The following is a 22261-nucleotide window of genomic DNA, read 5'->3' as shown; positions in this document are numbered from 1 at the left end:
AGCTCACACGAGGAGTTGCTCCATGGAACGCAAGGTCGCGCTGATCACCGGCATCACCGGACAGGACGGGTCGTATCTGGCGGAGCTGCTGCTCGCCAAGAACTACGACGTGCATGGCATCAAACGCAGGTCGTCTCTGTTCAATACAGACCGTATCGATCACCTTTACCGCGATCCCCACGATCCGGACCAACGGCTCTTTCTGCACCACGCGGATCTGACCGACTCCACCAGCCTGCTGCGCGTGATTCAACGCGTGGAGCCCGACGAGATCTATAACCTCGCGGCGCAGAGCCATGTCGCGGTGTCGTTCGAGGAACCGGAATACACCGCCAACGCGGACGGCCTCGGCGCGCTACGGATTCTCGAAGCGATCCGGATTCTCGGGATGGAAAAGAAAACCCGTTTCTATCAGGCCTCGACCTCGGAACTGTACGGCCTCGTGCAGCAGGTGCCGCAGTCGGAGACCACGCCGTTCTATCCGCGCAGCCCTTATGCGGTCGCCAAGCTGTTCGCGTACTGGACCACCATCAATTACCGCGAAGCCTATGGGCTCTACGCGTGCAATGGGATTCTGTTCAATCACGAATCGCCGGTGCGGGGCGAGACCTTCGTGACGCGCAAGATCACGCGCGCGGTCGCGCGGATCGCGGTCGGCATGCAGAAGACGCTCTATCTCGGCAATCTGTCCGCGCTGCGCGACTGGGGCCATGCGCGCGACTACGTGGAGATGCAGTGGCGCATGCTGCAACAGGAAATGCCGGAGGACTACGTCATCGCCACCGGCGTGCAGTACAGCGTGCGGCAGTTCGTGCAGCACGCGGCGGCGGAGTTGGGTGTGACCGTACGCTTCGAAGGCAGCGGCGTGGATGAAGTCGGCATCGTCGAAAAGGTCGAAGGGCGCGAGATCAAGATGTCGCCCGGCGACGTGATCGTGCGCGTCGATCCGCGCTACTTCCGGCCCGCCGAAGTCGAGACGCTGCTCGGCGATCCGTCGAAGGCGCATGCGAAGCTCGGCTGGAAGCCGACCACCTCGTTCGAGTCGCTCGTCAAGGAGATGGTGCGCTCGGACTATCAGATCGCGAGACGTGACGCGCTCGTCACGCTGGCCGGATTCACGGCGCTGGAACATCACGAGTAACGGCCATGAACCAACAAGCACGCATTTTCGTCGCGGGCCATCGCGGCATGGTCGGCTCCGCGCTGGTCAGGCAGCTCACCGCCGCAGGCTATCCGAACGTGGTCACCCGTTCGCACGCGGAGCTCGATCTCACGGATCAGGCCGCCGTGCAGCGCTTTTTCGAAACCGAGCGGATCGATGTGGTGCTGCTGGCCGCCGCGCGCGTGGGCGGGATTCTCGCCAACGCGACGCGGCCGGCCGAGTTCATCTATCAAAACCTGGTGATCGAAGCCAACGTGATCCACGCGGCGTATCGCGCGCAGGTGGAACGGCTGGTGTTCTTCGGGTCGTCGTGCATTTACCCGAAGCAATGTCCGCAGCCGATCCGCGAGGAGTATCTGCTGACCTCGCCGCTGGAGCCGACCAACGACGCGTACGCGATCGCCAAGATTGCCGGCGTCAAGCTGTGCGACGCCTACAACCGCCAGTACAACACGCAGTACGTCGCGTTGATGCCGACCAATCTCTACGGCCCCAACGACAACTACGACCTGACCAGCAGCCACGTGTTGCCGGCGCTGCTGCGTAAGGCGCACGAAGCGCGCCTGGGCGGCGCGGCGAGCTTGACGGTGTGGGGCTCGGGCACGCCGCGCCGCGAGTTTCTGCATGTCGACGATCTGGCCGCCGCGACGCTGTTCATGCTCGAACACAACGTCACGGAAGGGCTGTTCAACGTCGGCGTCGGCGAGGATCTGTCGATTCGCGAGCTGGCCGAATGCATCTGCAAGGTGGTGGGCTTCGAAGGCGAACTGGTGTTCGACGCGTCGAAACCCGACGGCACGCCGCGCAAGCTGCTCGACGTCTCGCGGCTCGCGCAGATGGGTTGGCATGCAACGATCGGGCTTGAGGAAGGTATCGCGGCCACTTATCGGGAATTCGTCGAACTGCACGCCGGCTCCAGCGCCGCTGCGTTGCAGGCATAGCCGCGCGACAGCGGCTTCTGGCAATGCCTCAAACGCAGTGCGTGCGCGGACCGCGCCACGCACGCATGGACGACTTTTTTGGAGTGGCATACACATGACCGCGTCAGTCACGATCTTTCACAACGTCGTATGGTCGCGCCATAAGGGTGTGGTGTTCTCCGCCTTGCATAACATCTCGGCGTCGGGTGCGATCCGCTATTCGATGGTGCAGATCGCCGATACCGAGCATGACCGGATCGGCTTCTCCGACGTGGACTACTCGTTCCATCGTTATCCGATGCAGAAACTCTTCGACGGTTGCTACGAAGACGTGCCGAGGATGAAGCTGATCGCCCGGCTCACGTGGGAAGTGTTGCGCACCAAGTCGGATCTGATCGTGCTGCCCGGTTATCACCGTCCGGAATACTGGGCGATGCTGGCGGCGTGCATCGTGACCGGCAAGCGGCGCGCGGTCTTCTGCGATTCCACCGCGCGCGACCGGCCCAAGAAGCTACTCACGTCGATCCCCAAGCGGGTGTTCTTCTCGCTGTGCGACGGCTATTTCGGTTTCGGCGAACGCAGTCGCGAGTATCTGCTGTCGCTCGGCGCGAAGCGCGACAAGATCTTCGTGCCGTGCCAGGCCGCCGCGCTGCCCGGCTCGTTTTCGCCGGAGCGTGCGCTAGTCGAGCGGGTCGCCGCGCGTGCCGGTAATCCGCCGGTGTTTCTGTACGTAGGGCGGCTCTCGGAAGAGAAGGGTATCGGCACGCTGATCGAAGCGTTCGCCGGTTTGCGGCGGCGTATTCCTGCAGCGAAGCTGCGCATTGTCGGCACCGGACCGATGGCCGAGGTGTTGCATGCGAAGGTGGCCGAGCTCGCGCTCGACGACGCGGTGACGTTCGCCGGCAGTCTGCAGGACGAGCCGCTCACGCGCGAGTACTACGGCGCGACCTGCATGGTGTTGCCGAGCTATAGCGAACCGTGGGGGCTGGTGGTGAACGAGGCGCTTGCGCACGGTTGCCCGGCGGTGGTCAGCGAGAGTTGCGGTTGCGTGCCGGAACTGGTGATCGACGGCGTGAGCGGCTATGCGTTTACGGCGGGCGACGTGGCCGGCTTGCAGCGCACCATGCTCAAGGCCATGGAAGCCTTCGCCGACGCCGGCGGCACGGCGCACCGCTGCATGGATGTGATCCGCCGTTTCGATCCGCCTTCGGCCGCCGCCAATATTGCCCGAGGCTGTGCCCTGATGTTGAGCGATTGACGCGCGCTGTTGCGGCGTCGCGCCTGTGAAGCCCTAACTTGTTCTGGCAGTCATAATGAAGATCCTGATCTACGGCATCAACTACGCGCCGGAACTGACGGGGACAGGCAAGTACACGGCGGAAATGGCCGTGTTGCTGGCCCGCAGGGGGCACGAGGTGCGCGTGGTGTGCGCACCGCCTTATTACCCGGAGTGGCGCGTGACGGCGGGCTACGCGGCGTGGCGCTATCAGCGCGAAATGCGCGACGGCGTATCGCTGTGGCGCGCGCCGCTGTGGGTGCCGTCGCGGCCGAGCGGCCTGAAGCGCATGGTGCACCTCGCGAGCTTCGCGCTGAGTTCGTTTCCGTTGATCGCCTGGCAGGCCGTATGGCGTCCCGACGCGGTCATGCTGATCGCCCCCACCTTGATGTGCGCGCCCGCCGCGTTGACGCTTGCCCGCGTCACCGGCGCGCGTGCGTGGCTGCACATTCAGGACTACGAGGTCGACGCGGCATTCGAACTGGGCCTGCTGAAGAGCTCGCTTGGCGCGCGTTTCGCGCGCTGGATCGAAAGTGCGCTGCTGCGGCGGTTCGATGCGGTGTCGTCGATCACGCGGCAGATGAGCGCGCGCGCGGCGGCGAAGGGCGTGGCGCCCTCGCGCATTGTGTGCCTGCCGAACTGGGTCGACGTGTCGGCGATTTTTCCGCTCTCGCGCGCCAGCGACTATCGTCGTGAACTGGGTATTCCCGCCGGGCAGAAGGTGGTGCTGTACTCCGGCAACATGGGCGCGAAGCAGGGGATCGAAACGCTTGCCGACGCCGCCGTGATGCTGGCCGAGCGGACCGATCTCACGTTCGTTTTTTGCGGCAGCGGCGCGGCGCGCGAAAGTCTGCTCGAACGTTGCGCGGGCTTGAGCAACTGCATTTTCATGCCGTTGCAGCCCACCGAACGTCTGAACGAATTGCTCAATCTCGCCGACATTCACGTGCTGCCGCAACGCGGCGACGCGGCGGATCTGGTGATGCCGTCCAAGCTCACCGGCATGTTCGCGAGCGGCCGTGCGACCGTGGCCATGGCGCGCCGTGGCACGGCGCTCTACGAAGCGGTTGCGCCGCGCGGTGTCGTGGTGCCGCCGGACAAGGCTAAGGCGCTGGCGGCGGCACTCATCATGCTCGCGGGCGATGCCGAACGACGCGCGGCACTCGGCAAGGCCGCGCGCAGCTACGCGGAGCGCGCGCTCTCGCCGGACGCGACGATCCGCACGTTCGAGGAGCGCTTAGGTGGAGTCATGCGGGTACGTGAAGACGCACCACGCGGACGGGTCAAGGCCGAGGTGTCGTTTTTCAACGCGCGGCATTCGACCGCTGCGGCGCGGCGCCGGCGCAAACCGGCCACGGCGGAGGAAGCCGCGCCGGATTGATCCGGCAAGCGGCCCACGTCATGAATGCGCACTTACCACGGGGAACGATAGACGGCGTGCTTGCCCGTTGCGTACGGATCGGCGTACGTGTTCTTCACGGCGCCTTCGGGCGTCAGCCCGTCGGCTGCCTTGAGTTGCGGTCCCGCCTGGTCGGCCACTCGCAGTTGCGCGGCGCCGGGCGCGGGCGCCTTGCCGTTGCCCTTGCCAAGTGCGGGTTGCGCGCCTTGGCCGCCACCCAGCACGGTCATGCGTTGTTCGTTGAGCAGCGCGGTGCGTTGAGCGTCGTCCGTATCGCCTTGCTGCATGTCGGCGGTGCCGTACGGACGCGGTGCGCCGAGCAGGGTTTGTTCGCTGGTGCGCTGTTTGGCGCGGCGATCGACGGGCGCCTGCGGGAGCGTGCCGTACGCCGTGCCCGCGTTAGCGGCCGGCGCGGGCGGGGCGGCATTATTCTGCGCGAGCGCGAGTGCCGGCACGGCGCTCGCGGCGAGAGCGAGAAACAGCCAGGTGGCGGGATGCCGAAGCGAGTTGTTCATTGTGGTTCCCCGGGTGATGCGGTCACGGTACAGCTATCGTGCGCCATCCATGCCGCGCGTAGCCGCCAAAACGCTTGCCCACACGGCCACGCCACCAAGTCGCGCAAGGCGCCGCAACATAATGTAAGGAAATTGCAGTGTGGCCTGCAATCTGTTTACCACCGTTCGTGGTTCGGAGAAAGCTGATGGGTAACGTTGCCGACGATCCGCAGATCGGATGTGCTCCGCAAGCCGAAGAGGCGCACGAAACAGGCCGTGTCATCGACCTGAGTCTGGCCGGAAAAGGCAACTATCGCGCGGCGCGCGGCCCGCTGATCGAACTGATCTGGTTCGTGCTCGAAGCGTGCGTGATCAACAACAAACTGCTGCCGCTGTCGGCGGTGCGCGTCGCGCTGTTACGCCTGTTCGGCGCGAAGATCGGCAACGGTTGCCGGTTCGTGCATCCGATCCGCGTGAAGGCGCCGTGGAATCTCGAAGTGGGCGACAAGTGCTGGTTCGGTGTGGACGTCTGGATCTACAACCAGGCGCCGATCCGCATCGGTTCGAACGTCTGCATTTCTCAAGGCACGTTCCTGACCGCCGGCTCGCACGATATGAGCACTACGATGGATTTGCAGGTCGCGCCGATCGTCATTGAAGACGGGGTGTGGATCACCTCGAAGTGCGTCGTGCAGATGGGCGTGACGATCGGCCGTTCGGCGGTGGTGACGCCGTTGTCGGTCGTGCATCGTTCGCTCGAAGCCGAGGGCGTGTATGGCGGCAATCCGTGCCGGTTCATTCGGAAACGGTTTACTTCCGTGACCTGAACCACAGACATAGAACCGCAGCGTTTTTACGCTGAGGAGGCCGAAGTCGTGTTGTCCGGAACATACCGGGCGCCGCCATGGGAACGCCGATGCCGTCCGGTCGACGCCCGCGGCGAAGCTGACGGGCACCGGGGCGCGACGCGCGCGTGAGTCTGCTTGGCCGATCCGGGCGGGTCGGCAAGCGCCAGGGACGCACGCCGGAAATGCATGAAGAAGACGGGAGCAGGGGATGTTCATCGACACTCGTACGGTTGCTCAGAACACGGTCATAGAGACGACGGTCTGCATTATCGGTGGGGGCGTAGCCGGCATTACGCTGGCGCTCGAACTGTCGAGGGCGGGCGTGGACGCCTGCATGCTCGAGAGCGGCGGCTTCGGACCCGACGACGAAACGCGCGACCTCTATCGCGGCGAGAACGCGGGCTTGCCGTACTCGTTCGCGGATGGCTCGCGCAGCCGTTACTTCGGCGGCAGCAGCAACTGTTGGGGTGGCTGGTGCCGTCCGCTCGATCCGTGGGACTTCGAAAAGCGCGACTGGATCGCGCACAGCGGCTGGCCGTTCGGTCTCGACGAACTCGCGCCGTACTACGCGCGCACGCACGAACTGCTGAAGCTCGGCCCGCAGAATTTCGACCCCGCTTACTGGGAACGCGAGATCGGCCGTCCCGACGTGCGCCGCTTGCCGCTCTCGACCGGCGACATGCGCGACACGGTCGCGCAGTTCAGCCCGCCGGTGCGCTTCGGCAAGGTGTATCGCGACGAGCTGTCGCAATCGTCGCGGGTGCGCGTGTATCTGCATGCGAACGTGTTGAACATCGACGCCAACGCCGACGGCACCACGATTACCGGCGTGAAAGTCGGCACGATCAGCGGCCGCCGCCTCACGATGCAGGCGAAGATTTTCGTGCTGGCGACCGGCGGGATCGAAAACGCGCGTCTGCTGCTCGCGTCGAACGACGTGCAGGCGGCTGGCCTCGGCAATGCAAACGATCTGGTGGGCCGCTACTTCATGGATCATCCGCGCATGATGTCGGGCAAGGTCCGCTTCCGGCCGGGCAACGCGCGCAACAAGCTGTACGACATCAAGTATCACTACCAGAACGCCGCGGTGTCGGCGCACGGCACGAAGATCTCGTCGCAGTTCGCGCCGAAGCAGGAATGGATGGCGCGCGAGAAGCTGCTGAATTCCCGCGTGTGGCTCTATTCGAAATGGTACGGCGAAGGCAGCGCGGGTTCGGAAGCGCTGATCCATTGCAAGGAAGCGTTGTTGCAGAAGGATCAGCCCGGGCGCAGTTTGAAGCGGGACATCGAGACGATGATCGCGCATCCGCTGGATACCGTCGGGTACGGATTGACGCGCTTGCTGCAATGGCCGGCGTTGATCACCGACGTGACGCTGCAGGCGATCGTCGAAGCCGTGCCCGATCCGGATAGTCGCGTCACGCTGTCGGCCGATAAACGCGATCGCTTCGGCATGCCGCGCGTGCGGGTCGAATGGCATCTGGGCGACCAGGTGCGACGCACGTTCGACAAAACCTTTGCGCTGCTCGCGCAAGAGCTGCAACTGGCCGGTGTCGCCGACGTGCAACTCGACACGCCGCTCGAAGGCCGCGCATGGCCGACGAAGCTGGAGGGCACGTGGCACCACATGGGCACCACGCGCATGCACGATTCGCCACGCGAAGGCGTGGTGGATCGCGATTGCAAGGTGCATGGGATCAGCAATCTGTACGTGGGCGGTAGTTCGGTGTTTCCGACGGTCGGCGCGAACTTCCCGACCATCACGATCGCCGCGTTGTCGTTGCGGCTGGCCGGTCATCTGGTGCGTCAGCTCGATATTCCGGATATCGTCGGCAACATGCGGGCGGACGCGGCCAACAGCGCAATGATGTCGATTCAGGCGACGCCGCCGCAGGTCGAGGCGCTGCCGCTCGCGGCGTCGACGCTGACGTCGTTGATGAAGGAGCAGTGACGCCTTCGTGACGTTGAGTGGGGTCGGGTGAGGGTGGAAACGAAGATGGTGCGCATTGAGCGCGCCATCTTTTTTTCGGCCGTGTTTTTTATAAGCCGATTCAGCGGCTTTGCTGTGTCGCTTCGCACAGCGTGGCGAGCGGCGTCGAGTCGTCCCGCTCATCGACAGGCGCGCCCTTCGTTTCCAGCAGCGCCGTCAGCGCGCTCACCATCGTCTCGATCCGGAAGCGCGCGTTGAACGTGCGAGCCGCTTGCGCACGCATCTGTTCGCGCGCGGCGTCGTCGAGATCGAGCCAGCGCAACAGATTCTTCTCGGTACCGTCGACGGTGTCGGGCGCCACCAGGCCCGCGCCGTCCGCTTCGATTTCGCGCCACACGTTGACCTTGTCGGAGATCAGCGCGGGCAGTCCGCAACCGAGCGCTTCGGCCACCGCCACGCCAAAGTTTTCCTGATGCGAGGGCAGCGCGAACACGTCGCTCGCATGGAATGCGCCCCACTTGAGATCGCCCTGCAACATGCCGGGCAAACTTAGCCGATGCGCAATGCCGGCCGCCTGGGCCCGCGCACGCAGCGTCGCGCCCCAACCGGTTTCGTCGGGACCGGCGATCACCAGATGCAGCGCCGGGTCGCGGCCGGCGACGCGCGCGAATGCGTCGATCAGCAGATCGCAGCCTTTCTTTGCATGCACGCGGCCGAGAAACAGCACGATGCGTTTGCCGCGCAGGCCGGGCACGGCTTGCAGGAACGCTTCGCGCATCGGAGCGGCGTCGAGCGGCGGCACCGTCGTGCCGAACGGCACGATCCGCTCATGCGCGCGATACAGCCAGAACGACTGACGCGCGCGCGTGCGTTCCTCTTCCGTCGTGAAGATGACGGTGTGCGCATCGCGCAGCACGCGGTACTCGGCCCACGGCCAGTACAGCCACTTCTTCATGTGCTTGAGCGGATAGGTCTCTTTGAACCACGGGTCCAGCATGCCGTGCACGTAGACGTAATACGGCACCTCGCTGTTACGCAGCGCTTTCCATGCCGCGAAGCCGTGGTATTGCCACAGACCGTGCACGATCACCGCGTCGAAGCGTTTCGCGTTGGCGGCGAGCCACGGCGCGAGACGCGGGTTGTGGCCATAGCGGCTTTGCGTCGGACCGAAGGTGTGCACCGCGAACGGAAACGCGGCGAGGTAGGCGTCGCCGGGCGCGTCGCAGGTGGCGACTTCGATGTCGTGACCGGCGTCCTGCATCGCGATACCGCTACGGCGCACGCCTTCGACAGGACCGCCCGCGCGGGGATCGACACTGGCAAGCAGATGGAGGATTTTCATCGGGCGATAGTCGGTCGGTTGGCGCCTGGCGTCGGCGAGGTGTGGGGCACGAGCGCGCCGAATGAGGGCGAAACGCGGGTATCGCGGGTGTCGCGAGCGTCGCGGGTGTCGCGTGAGTCGTTAGAGCCGCGCGACGCGCCGAGCGCGGCGGGCAGGTCGGCACGACCCATGCCGGGCTGGATGCGACCAGGCAGATCGGGCATCACGCCCGGCCGCCAATGCGGCGGTCTGCGCGGGCGTCTCACGCGCGCCGGCAACGCACGCTGCAAACGCGAGTGCGTGGCGATCATCAGGCCGAGCGCGATGCCGAATACGAGGCCTGAAAAACGCGGTCCGAGCGGATTGCCGCCGATCGAGGTGGCCGGCAATGCGGCGAACAGCATGATGGCGCGTCCCAGCACCGGCAGCATCGGCGCGTCGGGCACCACCGCGCGCCAGTAGCGATACGAGAAGAAGCAGATTGCCAGCGCCGCCAGCGTCGCCAATGGCATGCCGATGCCGAACAGCAGTCCGCCCGCGAAGAACTGGTAGACCCAGAAATTGTGACCGGCGGCCCATTCGTGGATCGCGTAAAAATCTTCGTCGGAGATCTGTCCGGCGAGATCCGGCAGATAGGCCGGCGAGTAGCGGTAATAGTGGCCGTAGCCTTCGCCGAATAACACGGTGGACGGCGACTCCATCACCTGATCGTACTGGTCGCGCATTTCCGCGAGACGCGTGATGGTGGTCGGATCCTTGCCCGACTCCGTTTCCGCGGACGCGAAAATGCGCTGCGTCCAGTGTTCGGCGACGGTCGGGAAACTGATGACCGCGACGCCGGCTATCGCGGCCAGCACGACGCCGACCACGATGCTGCGGCCGAACGCGCGCCAGATGTGCTGAAGCGTCGGCGCGCTCAGCGCCACGGCGAGCAGGAACAGCAGCACGGTGCCGAGCAGCAGGCTGCGGGTCACGCTCAGCAACTCGACGACGACGGTGCCGGCGAACACGCTCACGTTGAACAGCGAGAAGCGCCGCGCCACGACGAATTCGTGCAGCAGCACGGCTTGCAAACCGAGCAATGTCACGGAGATGATGCGGTAGCGCACTTCCTCGAGATCGCCGCTGGTCGCTATGCCGTAGACGAAGGTGAACACGGCGCTAATCAGATTGGCGACGAACAGTGCACGTTCGAACTGGGAGAGGCGCGATTCGCTCCACGGCCGGCACGCCACGAGGTAGCCGAGCAGGAACAGCACGAAGGGCAGCAGCGTGCGCAGGTAGTTGCCGACGTCGTTATCCTGCACGAACTGGGCCACCACGCTGCCGAACACGCACAGCAGCATGCTGGCGGTGACGACCGAGCGTAGCCGCGAGCGCTCGCGAAAGCGCGGTGCGACGAGCAACAGCGCGAGCCCGGCGGCGAACGCCGGGACCACGAACACGAACTGTGCGAGGTGGCCGACATTGGCGTCAGTGGCCTTGTAGTCCCACGCAAGCGGAAGCAGAAAAATCCATATCCAGGGCGTTGCATACTGATGGCGCATTGCTGATCCCTCCCCCGTCGCCGTCGTTTCGCCGTCCGTCTGCAGCGGACGGTCACGTATCGGGCCATTGTGCGGGAATCTCCCAATACGTTAGTTACCTGGACCGCATTCGTCGTCGATTGCCTGGGTTCTGGCGACGGCGGCAAGTGCCTTTCTATAGACCCCCGTTGGCGCTTTGGCGCTTACTTGGGTTGCATGCAAGTTCGTTGCGGCAAGAGACGTGCACATCGGCTCAGGTTGTCTTCCAATGTCTTGAAGTTGGCGCGCACACGCGGACGCAGCCACGGAAGATGCAAAAAGGGCCATGCCCTAGTGCGGGATCGCTTGCACCAGATGACAGGGGAAAAATATGAAATTTTTCGGCGGGGCGCGGCCTACGACACGGGGACGGGCGATCGAACTCGATTTCGTCCGCGGCATCGCGATCATCGCGGTGATGGGATTTCACTTTCATGCGGTCCACACCGGCAATTACCTGATCCAGGTCATCGAATATCCGCTGAAGAATTTCGGCCGCGAGGGCGTGAATCTGTTCTTCACGCTGAGCGGTTTTCTGGTGGGCGGCCTGTTGCTTCGCCAATACGCCGAGACCGGCCATGTGGATGCGCGACGCTTTATCGTGCGGCGGATTTTCCGCATCTGGCCCGCTTACTACGTGCTGATTGCTTTCCATGTGCTGGCCGGACGCCACCCGTGGAATACCTTCCTCGTTCAGAACCTGACCCACCTGCAGAACTATCTGGGGACCTCGATCACCCAGACCTGGAGTCTCGCGGTCGAAGAACACTTTTATCTCGTGCTGCCTGCGCTGCTGTTGCTGTTTGCGCGCTGGAAGCTGGGTGCATGGACGATTGTCGGTGTGCTGACCGGCATTTGCGCGGTGGTGCTGACCGCGCGCTGCTTCGCGGTGGCGGGTGGCGATCTGGATGGCGCGTTCGCTTACACGCAGTATCGGATCGACAGTTTGCTCGTCGGCGTGATTCTGTCCGCGATCTACTGGATGAAGCCCGCTGTCTATCATCAGCTTGCCAAACGCAAGGGGCTGCTGATTCTCGGCGTGGTTATCCTGTGTGCGTGGCTGGTGCTCGCAACCAAAAATCTCGCGCTCGACGAAAGCATCGGCTATACGATTCAGGCGCTCGGTTTCGCCGCGCTGATCGTGCTGGTGCTCGAGTATTCCGGCTCGCTGCGCGAGTCGTGGATTTACCGCGGGGTGGCGTGGATCGGCCTCTATTCGTACGGGATTTACTTGTGGCATTCGCTGGCGCTCGCGCCGGGCGACATGCTGATTCGCAAGACCACGGCGATGGGCTTCCCGCCGAGCCTGATCTGGGTGCTGGCGCTGACGGCGCAATTCGCGATTGCCATTTTTATCGGTTACGTGACCACGCGCGCGATCGAATACCCGTTCCTACTGATGCGCAATGCGCTGTTCCCGGAAAAGCGCAGCAGTTCGGTGCGCGAGGAAGTGCCCGCGGGTGGGCAGTTATCTTGAGCGAGAGGTTTGTGTTGTGGCCGATTGCCGGTAGTGGCGGTCGGCTGTAGCTAGCTAACTAGATTGACGGGCTGAATGTGACGAGGCGTCCATCGTAATGATGGACGCCTCGTTTTTTTGCGGAGGAGGTGTTGCGGAGTTGGGCGGGGTGAAAAGACGCCACGCGCCCTGAAAACCGCGCTAAAACTCAAGCCATCTGCTGCAGCAAGGTCTGCTTGAATTGCCCGAGCGTGTGCCGCGATAGCAGGTCTTCGCGAGCGGCCGGCTCGGCTTCGCGCGGATGCGGCCACGACGTCATGGTTTCCGTAATCGCGCGGCCAATCGATGCGGAACTCAGGTCGCTCAGAATCGGCCCCAACTCGCAGCGCCGGCTGAACCAGCCGATCAAACCGTCTTCCGTCGCGATTACCGGCTTGCCGAACCGGTACGCCTGCACGAGCACGCCGCTCATGCCGTAGTGTCCCTTGTAGCCGAGCCACACCGCGTCGCAGGCGGAGAACAGATCGCGTTCGACGTCGTTCGAAATGAACTCGTCGAGCACCAGCGGCGCGGGCGTCAGGCTGCGCACGTGATTGCGCATGAAGTGGCGGGTCACGTCGTCCTGCTCGCCGGCGACGATCAGCGTCGGCGCGTGTTCCAGTCGCGTCAGCGCGTGCACCAGTTCGTAGATGCCTTTGCGTTCGGTGATTGCGCCATACACGAGCAGATAGCGCTGGTCGGGGTCGAGGCCGAGACGCGCGCGCGCGAGCACCGGATTTTCCGCCTGCTCATCGGGAAACGGATCGGCGACATAGGCGACTTTCGCGCCGGTCTTCGACGAATAGCGCGCGGCCCATTCCGGCAACGTGGGGTCGATGGTCAGCAGCGTACGCAGTCCGCTGGTGCGAATCGCGCGCTTGAACAACTGCGCCTTGATCGCGTTGACGACCGGACGATCGGGCGCCTTGATGCCGACCTTGTGGTGATGAAACGTCGCGCGCATCGTGATGCCGATCCATGGCGTGTTGCCGAACGGCGAGCCGAGAAACGGCAGCGCGTAGAAAAAATAGTCGACGTACGGCACCACCACGAGGCGGATGTTCTGCATGCGGCCGAGGATCGAATGCACGCGCCGGAAATAGCGGTGAAAGCGCCAGTACGGATTCGGATCCGGTAAACGGCCGCGCTGCTGCTCTTCAGGATCGACGAATGCGATCTGCTGGTCCGGCCGGTTGGCGGCGGTGATCTGACGCGCCAGCCGATGATCTTCGTTCGCGCATTCGGTCACCAGAATGCAGGGGTAACCGGCCTCCGCGCAGGCCTGCATGGTCCACTCGACATAGCGCCAGCGATGGCCGGTCAGATTGGGTTCCACTATCAGGACGTAGTCTTGTTCCATCGCGTCGGTAACCTGTGCGTGGTAGGAGAAAAAAGTACCTGAGCGCCGGCTGTTGCGAGGCGCTAGCGGAGCAACGTTAGCATCGCCCGCGTAAGGGTAATGGCTAATTTGACCCGCTTTGTGTGCCAACGTACCAGGGTCTGTTGGCTTCGGCTGACCACGCCTAGCTGATGGCGGTTGTCGCCGATTCTCTCGCGGTAAGGTCGAGACTGGAGTTCGATGAAAACCCCGCCAGCTTGCTGGTGCAACCCAATGAATTGTGCGCCGGCGGCGTTCGCAGCGATACCTTTATCGCTGCCTGGCGCCGATCTGGGCGCGCCAGGTTTTGACGGAGAGACAGCTTGCGGGCGATCAGGCTTCCGGCAGTGTCGATAGCGGGCAGTTTCGGCGCGAGTGCGGCAACGTGGGTGTTGCTGCAACAGTTCGCCGTGCGTGGCCTCGTGGCGATCAAATTCCTCGCGATCGGCCGCATGCTCGGGCCGGCGGCGATCGGCAGCGTGAGCGTGGCCTTGCTCGCGGTGGCGATTGCCGAAGCGCTGTCCGACACCGGACTCGCGCAGGCCGTTATTCAGGGCGAACATGCGCCCACGCGTCCGCAACTCGGCGCGGTGTGGACGACGCTGACCGCGCGCGGTGTACTCATCTCGCTACTGCTGGTCGCGCTGGCGCCGCTGTTGAGCAGTCAATTCCATCTGAACGGTTCGCTCGTGCTGATCCAACTGGCCGCGTTGCTGCCGTTGTTGCGCGGACTGGCTTCGCCGACCTATTACGTGGTGCAACGCGAGCGGCGCTTTCAGCACATTGCCGGCGTCGAAGTGGCGGCGTCGTTCGTCGATTGCACGGTTGGACTCGCGCTCGCGTATTTCGGCGCGGGCGCGGCTTCCGTGCTGATCGGGCTCGTGGCCGGCGAAAGTCTGAAGAGCACGCTGACCTGGGCCACCATGAAACCGCGTCCGCCGATTCGCGCGGTGTGGTCGGGCATCGGTCACTATGTCGGTTTTAGCCGCTGGATCTGGGCGAGCAGCGTGATCAATCTGTTGCTCAATCAGTTCGATAAGGTGGTGGTCGGCAAACTGCTTGGACCCGCGCAACTGGGCAGCTATCAGATGTCGTCGCGGCTCGCGCAGATGCTGCTCGCCGATGCGGCGATCGCGATGTCGCAATACCTGTTTCCCACGTTCGCGGCGCACCATAGGCGCAATCCGCAGTCGGCGTCGCGCGTCATCAAGATCTATCTGCTGGCGATCGCGGTGGGACTGACCGCGTTCGTCGTGGTGCTCAGGATGATCGCCGAGCCGCTGTTCTCGCTGATTCTCGGCGCGGCCTGGCTGCCCGCGGTGCCGCTGTTCCGGATCCTCGTGATCAACATGGCGATCGGCGCGCTGATCGCTGTGCTCGTCGCGTATCTGCGTGCGGTGGGCGATGCGAAGGCGACCGTGCATGCGTCGGCGATTCAGGTCGTCGTGCTGCTGGTGAGCGCGCCGCCTGCGGTGCATTGGTGGGGCGTGACCGGCATTGCCTGGTCGATGACGCTCGGCCTCGGCTGCGCTGCGGCGTGGATGCTATTCAGGACGCTGACTGCAAGGACGTCGTGATGCGAGTTTTTCATCTGGTGCTTGCGCCACGATTATCGGGCGCGGAAGTCCTGGCGAAGGACCTCGCGCTCGACCAGTCCGCCGAAGGGATGGCGGTGTGCGTGGCGTCGCTGTTGCCCGCGCATGCCGATTTCGCTTCGTTGCGCGAGGAACTGCAGAGCCATGACGTGCAGTGCTGGTTCCCGCGGCATCGGCACGGTTTGCCCGTCAAGCTGTGGCAGTTGTTCCGCGCGGTGCGCCGCTTCCGTCCCGATGTGATCTTCGCGCACGCCACCATTCCGTCGTTTTACGCGCGCGCGTTGCCGCTGCGTGTGCCGGTCGTGTACGTCATGCATTCCGCGGGCAACGACTTCGAGCGGCCGCTGTTCCGGCGTGTCGAACATCTTCTGAAGGGGCGCGCGCGGGTGGTGATCGGCGTGTCGCAGCAGGGCGTGACCGATTACGTGCAGGCCATCGGACCGCATCCGTCGATGACGGTGGTGCCGAACGGCGTGGACCTCGCGCGGTTTTCGTTTACAGACAGCGTGGCGCGCAGCGATTGCGCGCCGCAAGTCGTGCAGATTGGCCGCTACACCGCGGTGAAAAATCAGCTGCTCACGGTGCGCGCGTTCAGCGAAGTGCTCAAGCAGGTGGACGACGCGCGCCTCGTGTTTTACGGCGTGATCGAAGACCCCGAGTATCAGGCCGAGGTGATCGCGCTGGCCGACCAGCTCGGCATCGGCGAGCGGGTGGTGGTCGCCGGGCCGCGTACCGACGTGGCGCGTGTGCTGTCGGAGTCGAACGTGTTCGTGATGCCGTCGCAGTCCGAGGCGCATAGCGTGGCGTTCCTCGAAGCGCTGGCCTCCGGTGTGCCGATCGTGGCGAACCGGATTCCGGCCTTCGCGTTCGCCAACGGATTTCCGAACGTGCAACTGGTCGATACCGAAGATATGCGCTGCTATGTCGAGGCCGTGGTCGCCGCGTTGGGACAGGCGCGGGCGCAACGCTCGCTGACCGGTCTGACGCTCAGGGATACGGCGGCTCGCTACCGGGCGATCGCCAATCAGGTGAAGCTTGCGGTGCCGACGCGGTAGGGCGGGGCGCGCTGGCGCGTGTTGGTCTGCATGGCGTGGCTTCGCGGCGAAGGTCTTGCGAAGCCGGGCTCAATCAATGGTGATTGTCCAACTGTGGATCCGGCACGGAATCGGGTATGGACGGCGCAGGCAGGGTGAACGCCGGCTCGGCTTCGCGCGCGGCGAGCATCACGAGACGCTGCGCTTCCTTGCTGCTCGAATCGATTTGCAGCGCACTGCCCGCGCTATGGCGCACGCAGGTCCAGCGCGCGATCGTGCCGCAACTTCGCGCGAGGCTCAGCAGGGCGTCGCGTTGCTGCTCCCGCGTGTTGAGCGTGGAGCGCATGTTGAGGGCGTCGCGGTTATCCGGTTGTGCGGCGATTGCTGCGGCCAGTCGCGCGCGGGTCGCCGACAGATTGTTTTGCTGGAGATCGAAGCGTGCGGCTTTGATATGCCGCGAGACGTCCGTGCGCGATTTATCCGGGGCGTTGCGGCCGGAATTGCCGGTGTTGCTTGCTGTGCGCAGGGTGTCCGGTGCGGCGGCCGCGACGCGGCGCGGTGCGGGCAACGGTGGATTCGCTGGAGGGAGCGGCGGCAAGCGCACGGCCGCGGCGCGCTGCGAAGCGATGACCGTGAGGCGTGGGGTAGTCGTGGCCGGCGTGCGTTGGGTGGCGGCGATGGTCGGTCGTTGGGTGTCGGCGGCGGCCGCGCGTTGGGCGGTGGCGACCGCAGGGCGCTGTGTCGTCGCGGTCGCGGTCGTGTTCGTGCTTGTGCTCGCGGTTGACGACGGGCGCTGAGCGGTGACAACCGGTGCATGCTGGGCTGCAACTGTTGTGGACCGCTGCGCTGCCACTGCTGCCGATCGATTCGCCAGCGGCGCTGCAGGATGCTGAACCACCGCGATCGGCGGCACGACATTCTGCGTCTTCACCTTGCCCGAGACTTCGATGGGCGGTCCGACGCCCGAGTCGTTGCTGTGGATGAAACCCAGGTACACCGCGGACGCCACCACCAGCACCGAACCGCTGATCACAAGCGACTGCCGTAATCGCTGATGCGCTGGCGCGTCGACCACGGGCTCTTCCACCACGTCGTAGGGATTGGCCAGCGCGCGCGACGAAGGCCGCCAGATTCTGCGCGCGGGCAGTCGCGCGTCGATCGTCGATGGGGGTGGGTCCAACGGAATCTTCAAAGACGGAGGCGGCGCCGGATGCGCGTCGAGTGTGTCGACCGGATGCGCATGGCACGAAGGACAGCGCGTAAAACGGCCGCTTAGCGGCTCACCGCAGTGGCCGCATCGGGGATAATCCTGCTGATCGGAAGTAATGTCGCTAAGCATTGCCGTTTCGCAAAAGGGCGTCGAATGCCGGCGCCACAATCAAGGAAAACAAGGCTCCGCAGCGAGGCGTGCAGCAGGGTTACTGTGCTACCACGTAACCCCGCGCCTGCATGCATGCACCATACGCGGCCCAATACTGTGTCATCGGCGGCTCGGGCGCCGGCAGCGGCGGCAGCTTCACGCCCGAGGCTGCAGCGACCTCCGTGGCGCTCGCCGCGGCGGTTTCCGAGGCGCCATTGTCCGCACTCGTCGCCGAGGCCGGATTGGCGGCCATCGCCGTCGCGTTCGAAGCGGATGCGGCCGCCGTCGCGTTGGCCGAACTCGCTGGATTAGTTGCGTTGGTCGCGTTGCTTGCCTTGGCCCCTGACGCGCCCGTCGCTGCCGTGGCAACCGGTGCGCTGGCGCCGGCCGCGCTTGCTGCTGCCGGCATGCCGATGCCGGGCGGCGTGGCCGAGAAGCTGCTGGGCGGCAAAGGCGGCCGCGAAGGCACACCGGTCGATGAGGTCTTGGTGACAGCAGGATGGCGCGGCGGAATCTGCGATTCGTGCGCTATGTTGACTTTGGTTTGCTTGTTCGCCGCCGCATAGCAGGTCGCGGTGTCGATGCTGCGCTGATAAGGGCTCTGACTGCGAATGGGATAGACCAGCGGCTGCCATCCGAAAGCAGCACTGCTAAACACTACCAGCGTCACTAGAATATAAGTTTTGATTTTCATCGCAGTCGCTCCCGCAGCGATGTTTCGCCCTTCGCAGGCAATCGCGCTTCGCGGTATGTTCTGATGGCTGCTGATTCTGCCGCTGAACGGCGGCTCACGGCCGCGAAGGCTGCTTTCCTGAGCGTAGCACCTCGGGCTATCGACACCATGCGCTGTATAGCGCGCGAATACGCCATCCTGCAGTCCAATCAAGACAGATTGGCGAGATGGCGTTGCAAACGGCGCGAAATCCCAGGGACATTCCCTAGGCCACGCGAGTCCTTCACTGGAAGGTCGCGCTGATCGACAACTGCACCGCGTTGCCTTTCGGCCGGTTCTCCACTTCGAATTCATTGACCCAGCGCAGCGACGCGGACACCGGTGTTTTGCTGACCTTGCCGGACCACGACACCATCGGGCCGATACCCACCGAATGACCTCGCGAGCCGCCGGTGAATTCGGCGAGGCCGCCCGTGTCGTTGCCCAGTTGCTGAATGTAGCCGCCGATCACGCCGAGGCCCCAGCCACCCGAAAAGCGTTTCACGGCCATCAGATCGAGGACGCTGAGCGGCGCGTTGTGATAATGCGTGTCGCTATTCGCGGTGTAGAACTCGATCCCGTAGTTCACCGACAACTCGATGTTCTGCGCGGGAATCAGCTTCGTGTAGGCCAGCGTCGGAATGAAGGTCCACGTGTTCTGTCCGGCATTGGCGAGCCGGTTCGGGTTATAGGCGCCGGTCGGCGCGTACATCTGCACACTGAGCGCGATGTGATCGGTCTTGCTCAGGTGGTAGCCCGCGACCACCGGCGTGAAGAACAGATCGCTGAACTGCGTGGCGGTGTCGTTCGGCAAGCGTCCGTGAAATGACGACACGTCGGTGTACTGAACCGGCACGCCGAACGACGACGCGAAATTCCAGCCGCCCGCGGTAATGCCCCACGTCCGGATTGCGTTGATCAGGTTGTACGAGATGTTGTAGTTGATCCCGGCCGTCACGGTGCCGGCAATCGGAATGCTTTTGCTCGCGCCGAGCGAACCCTCGTAATAGATCGACGTGATGGACACGATCCAGTCGGCGGTGGGGGGCACTACACCGGCGTACGGTGTGACCTGCATCCCCGTGATCGGACGGCCGACGCCGCCTTCCGTCGCCATCGATGCCTGCGCCGCGCTCAGCGCGCACATCGCGAGGGCGAGACGGGCGGTGTGGCATTGCCACTGCCGGACACTGTGCGCTTTCATTCGACTCCCTCTCTGGTTCAGGCGCCGCTATTGTTTCCGCGGCACCGGGAATGTCCAGTTGCCGTTGAACACCGACGCCTGGGGACCATAGATTCGCGCGATCACGTCATACGCGCCCTCTGGCGCGGGCAACCAGTTCGACTCCCTGGCCGGCCCAGGCGACGCATGTTGAACATAGATATCGAGCGAACCGTCGTCGCCATATTTGAGGCCTTGAGTCCGGTCGCCGATCGAATACCGGTGAATCGGATTCGCGACCAGGTGGCGCGCGGGCAAGTCATACATGGTCATCGACCAGAAGAATTGGGCCGGTGGCAAATCCTGCTTGTCGAAATGGATCACATAAGGCTGCGAGCCGAGCAATTGCTGACGGTCGGCATTCAGACGGGTGCCGACATACACCGCTTCTTCTTTCGTATTGCCGTAGATGCCCATCGCGGCCGCCACGGCGCGCGTCGTGTAGTTGCTGCCGAGATCTTGCCGTGTACCGAACAGATCGAACGAACTCGTGGTCTGTTTTTCCGCGTTCGCGAGCGCGGCTTTGCCGTCGGCGACACCGGCTTCGAGTGCGGCGCGTTGATCCGGTTGCAAGGCGGACGCATCGAACGGTTTGCCCGGCGCGATGCCGATGGTCGCGAACCGCTGCATCAAATCGGCTTCGGCGGGTTGGGTCGGCTGCGTGAATTGCAGCAGAAAATTCAGGTAGGCGATGAAGTCGATCGAGGTCGCCTTCGCTTCGTCCCACTTCGGAAACGACAGCTTCGGCGCCGGCGGAGGCGGCGCGCTGTGCTCGAACGCGGAGAGCGGCGTCAATTTGTAGCCCTTCTGGATCGCCTGCAGGTTCTTCACGTCCGCAGGTCCGAGCAACGCAGTGCGGCCCAGCGTGACGATGAAATCCGTCTCGGAGCGAAATACCTTGTCGATGCCTTTGGGTGTTTCGCCATGCCAGTTCGGTCCCGCGAACAGGTAATGGCCCGCGCCGTCGCCGGTCGTGCGCGAGCCGACGTACGCGAAGTTGTAGGTGAACAGGTCGATCCACTGGAACACGTAATAGCGCTTGTCGGGGATAGCCGGCACCGTCAGCACCCAGGGTTCGCGCCGCAGATCGAGCCACGCCCAGGAATACGGCGTGTCGTTGTTCGGCGTGACGATGTCCTTGTTCTCCGGGCCATAAGGCTGCGAATAGTTGCGAAACCGGCCAAAGCCACCGACGTAGGAATTCGCAGTGGGATCCACCGCCTGCTCGTACAACGTCTTGTAGTTGTAGAGCATCGGATACGCGTAGAGGTACGCGTCTTTGGCGATGCCACGCGCGTCGGCGGCAGAAGCCGCGAATGCGGTGGGCGGCGCGGCGCCGTTCGTCTGTGTGTAGCCCGGCGAAGCCCAGGAAGCGGCGAGTGCCGCGAACACGCTCACTACCAGTAAAGGACGCAACGTCATTTTTTCGCGCCTCGCGAGTTGTCGTATCTACTTGCCGAAAGTCAGATTGAGGCCGGCGAATATCTGCCAGCGTGGCACGCCCGCTCCCGAGTGCGCCACCGAATATTGCGGCTCGATAAACGCGTTGTAGATCGTCGTGCCGCTCTTCCATGCTTTGCCCGCACCGAGGCCCACGGGTATGTAGTAGCTGCCGTGCTGCAGATCGAATGTCCAGATGCCGGTGGAGCGGATATACCAGCCGCCGGGCAAGTTGAAAATGCCGAAGGGCTCGGCGGTGAGGGACTGTACGGTGGGCCGGCTACTCTGGCCTGCGAACGAATGCTGCCACTGAACCAGCGCACCGATCAGCCTCGCCTTGCTCGCGTTCACCACAACGGCCGCGAGCCCGGCTTGCCATTTGCCCGTGCCGAGGCTGGGGTCGGTCGCGGTCGGCAAGGTCACGAGCGGCCCCACGCCGATCTGGGTTCCGCCCTGGCTAAGCAGAAAAATGTCGAACAGATTGATATCGCCGAGGCCCGTGTTGTAGCCGCCGGTTGGGTCGGGACGCGTACTGACCGGTGCGGTCAGGCGAAAAATCTGCGGGACGGGAACGATGCCGTTAGGCCCGAACGGCACCGTGGGACGTAGCAGAAAGTCGTTGGTGTGCGCAATCGCGCCATGCACGCTGGGTACGTAATAGTCTTGAATGTTGAACGACGCCGCGAGATTGAGCGGGTTATTGCTCTTGTTGGCGTCGTCGGCGTCGCTTTGAGCGAACGCACTCGATGCAATGGAAAAACCTAGAAGAACAACCGCGCTGTTGCGAATCGACAGTCTCACCATCACCTCGGGTCGGGGTGTGTGCTTCAGTTAATTCGAGTACCTCGGAAAGAGGCTGGCTAAGCAGGCGGCAAGGCCGATAGAAGGGAATCGCTCTGGTAAGTGGAAGCGCGAAATACCCGGTCAACAACGGCCATGTTCAACCCTCTCAGTCACTTTGACGCCCGCAGGCGGGGCGTCAGATTTGATGGGGCAGCAACCACGTTACGAATTGTTTCTGAAAGGTTAGCAAACCTATAGGGTTTGACAAAGACGCATTTTGTAACAACCTATAGAGTGCGGCGAAGCACGCCGGAACGTGCTGCGCCG

The 22261-nt window shown here is 63.9% G+C and carries 18 protein-coding genes; 9 read left to right on the top strand and 9 right to left on the bottom strand.

The annotated features are described in order from the left end of the window. Positions 1 to 22 precede the first annotated feature (22 nt). The 4 genes from gmd to GGD40_RS09230 all read left to right on the top strand — a co-directional run bounded on the left by gmd (position 23) and on the right by GGD40_RS09230 (position 4739). The gene (gmd, locus tag GGD40_RS09245; RefSeq protein WP_179706644.1) at positions 23 to 1141 is read left to right on the top strand and encodes a GDP-mannose 4,6-dehydratase; all 1119 of its coding nucleotides are present in this window, start codon (positions 23 to 25) and stop codon (positions 1139 to 1141) included. Positions 1142 to 1146: 5 nt separating this feature from the next. Beyond that, complete coding sequence (locus GGD40_RS09240) at positions 1147 to 2103, top strand: GDP-L-fucose synthase family protein (RefSeq protein WP_179706642.1); 957 nt, start codon at positions 1147 to 1149, stop codon at positions 2101 to 2103. A gap of 94 nt (positions 2104 to 2197) precedes the next feature. After that, positions 2198 to 3340: a glycosyltransferase family 4 protein gene (locus GGD40_RS09235; protein WP_179706640.1), complete on the top strand. Its 1143-nt coding sequence runs from the start codon at positions 2198 to 2200 to the stop codon at positions 3338 to 3340. Between the two features lie 55 nt (positions 3341 to 3395). After that, on the top strand, positions 3396 to 4739 hold the full coding sequence (locus GGD40_RS09230) for a glycosyltransferase WbuB (RefSeq protein ID WP_179706638.1): 1344 nt from the start codon (positions 3396 to 3398) through the stop codon (positions 4737 to 4739). Between the two features lie 32 nt (positions 4740 to 4771). On the opposite strand, the gene GGD40_RS09225 is transcribed toward GGD40_RS09230, so the two are convergent. Continuing rightward, positions 4772 to 5272, bottom strand: a complete 501-nt coding sequence (locus tag GGD40_RS09225; protein ID WP_179743445.1) for a hypothetical protein — start codon at positions 5270 to 5272, stop codon at positions 4772 to 4774. Positions 5273 to 5457: 185 nt separating this feature from the next. Here GGD40_RS09225 and GGD40_RS09220 point away from each other — a divergent pair, with 185 nt between their 5' ends. Beyond that, on the top strand, positions 5458 to 6078 hold the full coding sequence (locus GGD40_RS09220) for a DapH/DapD/GlmU-related protein (protein WP_179743444.1): 621 nt from the start codon (positions 5458 to 5460) through the stop codon (positions 6076 to 6078). Between the two features lie 229 nt (positions 6079 to 6307). After that, the gene (locus tag GGD40_RS09215; RefSeq protein WP_179743443.1) at positions 6308 to 8050 is read left to right on the top strand and encodes an FAD-dependent oxidoreductase; all 1743 of its coding nucleotides are present in this window, start codon (positions 6308 to 6310) and stop codon (positions 8048 to 8050) included. A 100-nt stretch (positions 8051 to 8150) separates the two neighbouring features. Here the strand turns inward: GGD40_RS09215 and GGD40_RS09210 are convergent, their stop codons facing one another. Together GGD40_RS09210 and GGD40_RS09205 are read right to left on the bottom strand one after the other, a co-directional pair. Next, positions 8151 to 9371 carry a glycosyltransferase gene (locus tag GGD40_RS09210; protein ID WP_179743442.1) on the bottom strand — a complete coding sequence of 407 codons (1221 nt, stop codon included), beginning with the start codon at positions 9369 to 9371 and terminating at the stop codon, positions 8151 to 8153. Next, positions 9368 to 10897, bottom strand: a complete 1530-nt coding sequence (locus tag GGD40_RS09205) for a hypothetical protein (RefSeq protein ID WP_179706630.1) — start codon at positions 10895 to 10897, stop codon at positions 9368 to 9370. Before GGD40_RS09205 ends, GGD40_RS09210 begins: the two co-directional genes overlap by 4 nt. Positions 10898 to 11246: 349 nt before the next feature. Here GGD40_RS09205 and GGD40_RS09200 point away from each other — a divergent pair, with 349 nt between their 5' ends. Beyond that, on the top strand, positions 11247 to 12392 hold the full coding sequence (locus GGD40_RS09200; RefSeq protein ID WP_179706628.1) for an acyltransferase family protein: 1146 nt from the start codon (positions 11247 to 11249) through the stop codon (positions 12390 to 12392). Between the two features lie 187 nt (positions 12393 to 12579). Here the strand turns inward: GGD40_RS09200 and GGD40_RS09195 are convergent, their stop codons facing one another. Then, a complete protein-coding gene (locus tag GGD40_RS09195) occupies positions 12580 to 13770 on the bottom strand; it encodes a glycosyltransferase (protein WP_179743441.1) in 1191 nt (396 codons plus the stop codon). A gap of 341 nt (positions 13771 to 14111) precedes the next feature. Here GGD40_RS09195 and GGD40_RS09190 point away from each other — a divergent pair, with 341 nt between their 5' ends. Further along, the gene (locus tag GGD40_RS09190) at positions 14112 to 15365 is read left to right on the top strand and encodes an oligosaccharide flippase family protein (RefSeq protein WP_179743440.1); all 1254 of its coding nucleotides are present in this window, start codon (positions 14112 to 14114) and stop codon (positions 15363 to 15365) included. Further along, positions 15365 to 16438, top strand: coding sequence for a glycosyltransferase (locus tag GGD40_RS09185; protein WP_179706626.1), 1074 nt, complete (start codon positions 15365 to 15367; stop codon positions 16436 to 16438). Before GGD40_RS09190 ends, GGD40_RS09185 begins: the two co-directional genes overlap by 1 nt. Positions 16439 to 16511: 73 nt before the next feature. Here the strand turns inward: GGD40_RS09185 and GGD40_RS09180 are convergent, their stop codons facing one another. The 5 genes from GGD40_RS09180 to GGD40_RS09160 form a co-directional block, all read right to left on the bottom strand. Then, a complete protein-coding gene (locus GGD40_RS09180; RefSeq protein WP_257030383.1) occupies positions 16512 to 17597 on the bottom strand; it encodes a hypothetical protein in 1086 nt (361 codons plus the stop codon). 238 nt (positions 17598 to 17835) lie between these two features. Further along, positions 17836 to 18471, bottom strand: a complete 636-nt coding sequence (locus GGD40_RS36885; protein WP_257030382.1) for a hypothetical protein — start codon at positions 18469 to 18471, stop codon at positions 17836 to 17838. Positions 18472 to 18733: 262 nt separating this feature from the next. After that, entirely contained in the window at positions 18734 to 19693 is a 960-nt protein-coding gene (locus tag GGD40_RS09170) for a SphA family protein (RefSeq protein WP_179706620.1), read from the bottom strand. A gap of 27 nt (positions 19694 to 19720) precedes the next feature. Continuing rightward, the gene (locus GGD40_RS09165) at positions 19721 to 21133 is read right to left on the bottom strand and encodes a DUF1254 domain-containing protein (RefSeq protein WP_179743437.1); all 1413 of its coding nucleotides are present in this window, start codon (positions 21131 to 21133) and stop codon (positions 19721 to 19723) included. Between the two features lie 27 nt (positions 21134 to 21160). After that, a complete protein-coding gene (locus GGD40_RS09160) occupies positions 21161 to 21955 on the bottom strand; it encodes a hypothetical protein (protein ID WP_179743436.1) in 795 nt (264 codons plus the stop codon). Positions 21956 to 22261 lie beyond the last annotated feature (306 nt).

The organism is Paraburkholderia bryophila, from assembly GCF_013409255.1.
In the GTDB taxonomy this organism is placed as follows: Bacteria; Pseudomonadota; Gammaproteobacteria; order Burkholderiales; family Burkholderiaceae; genus Paraburkholderia.
This window is presented reverse-complemented; position numbering and strand designations above follow the sequence as displayed.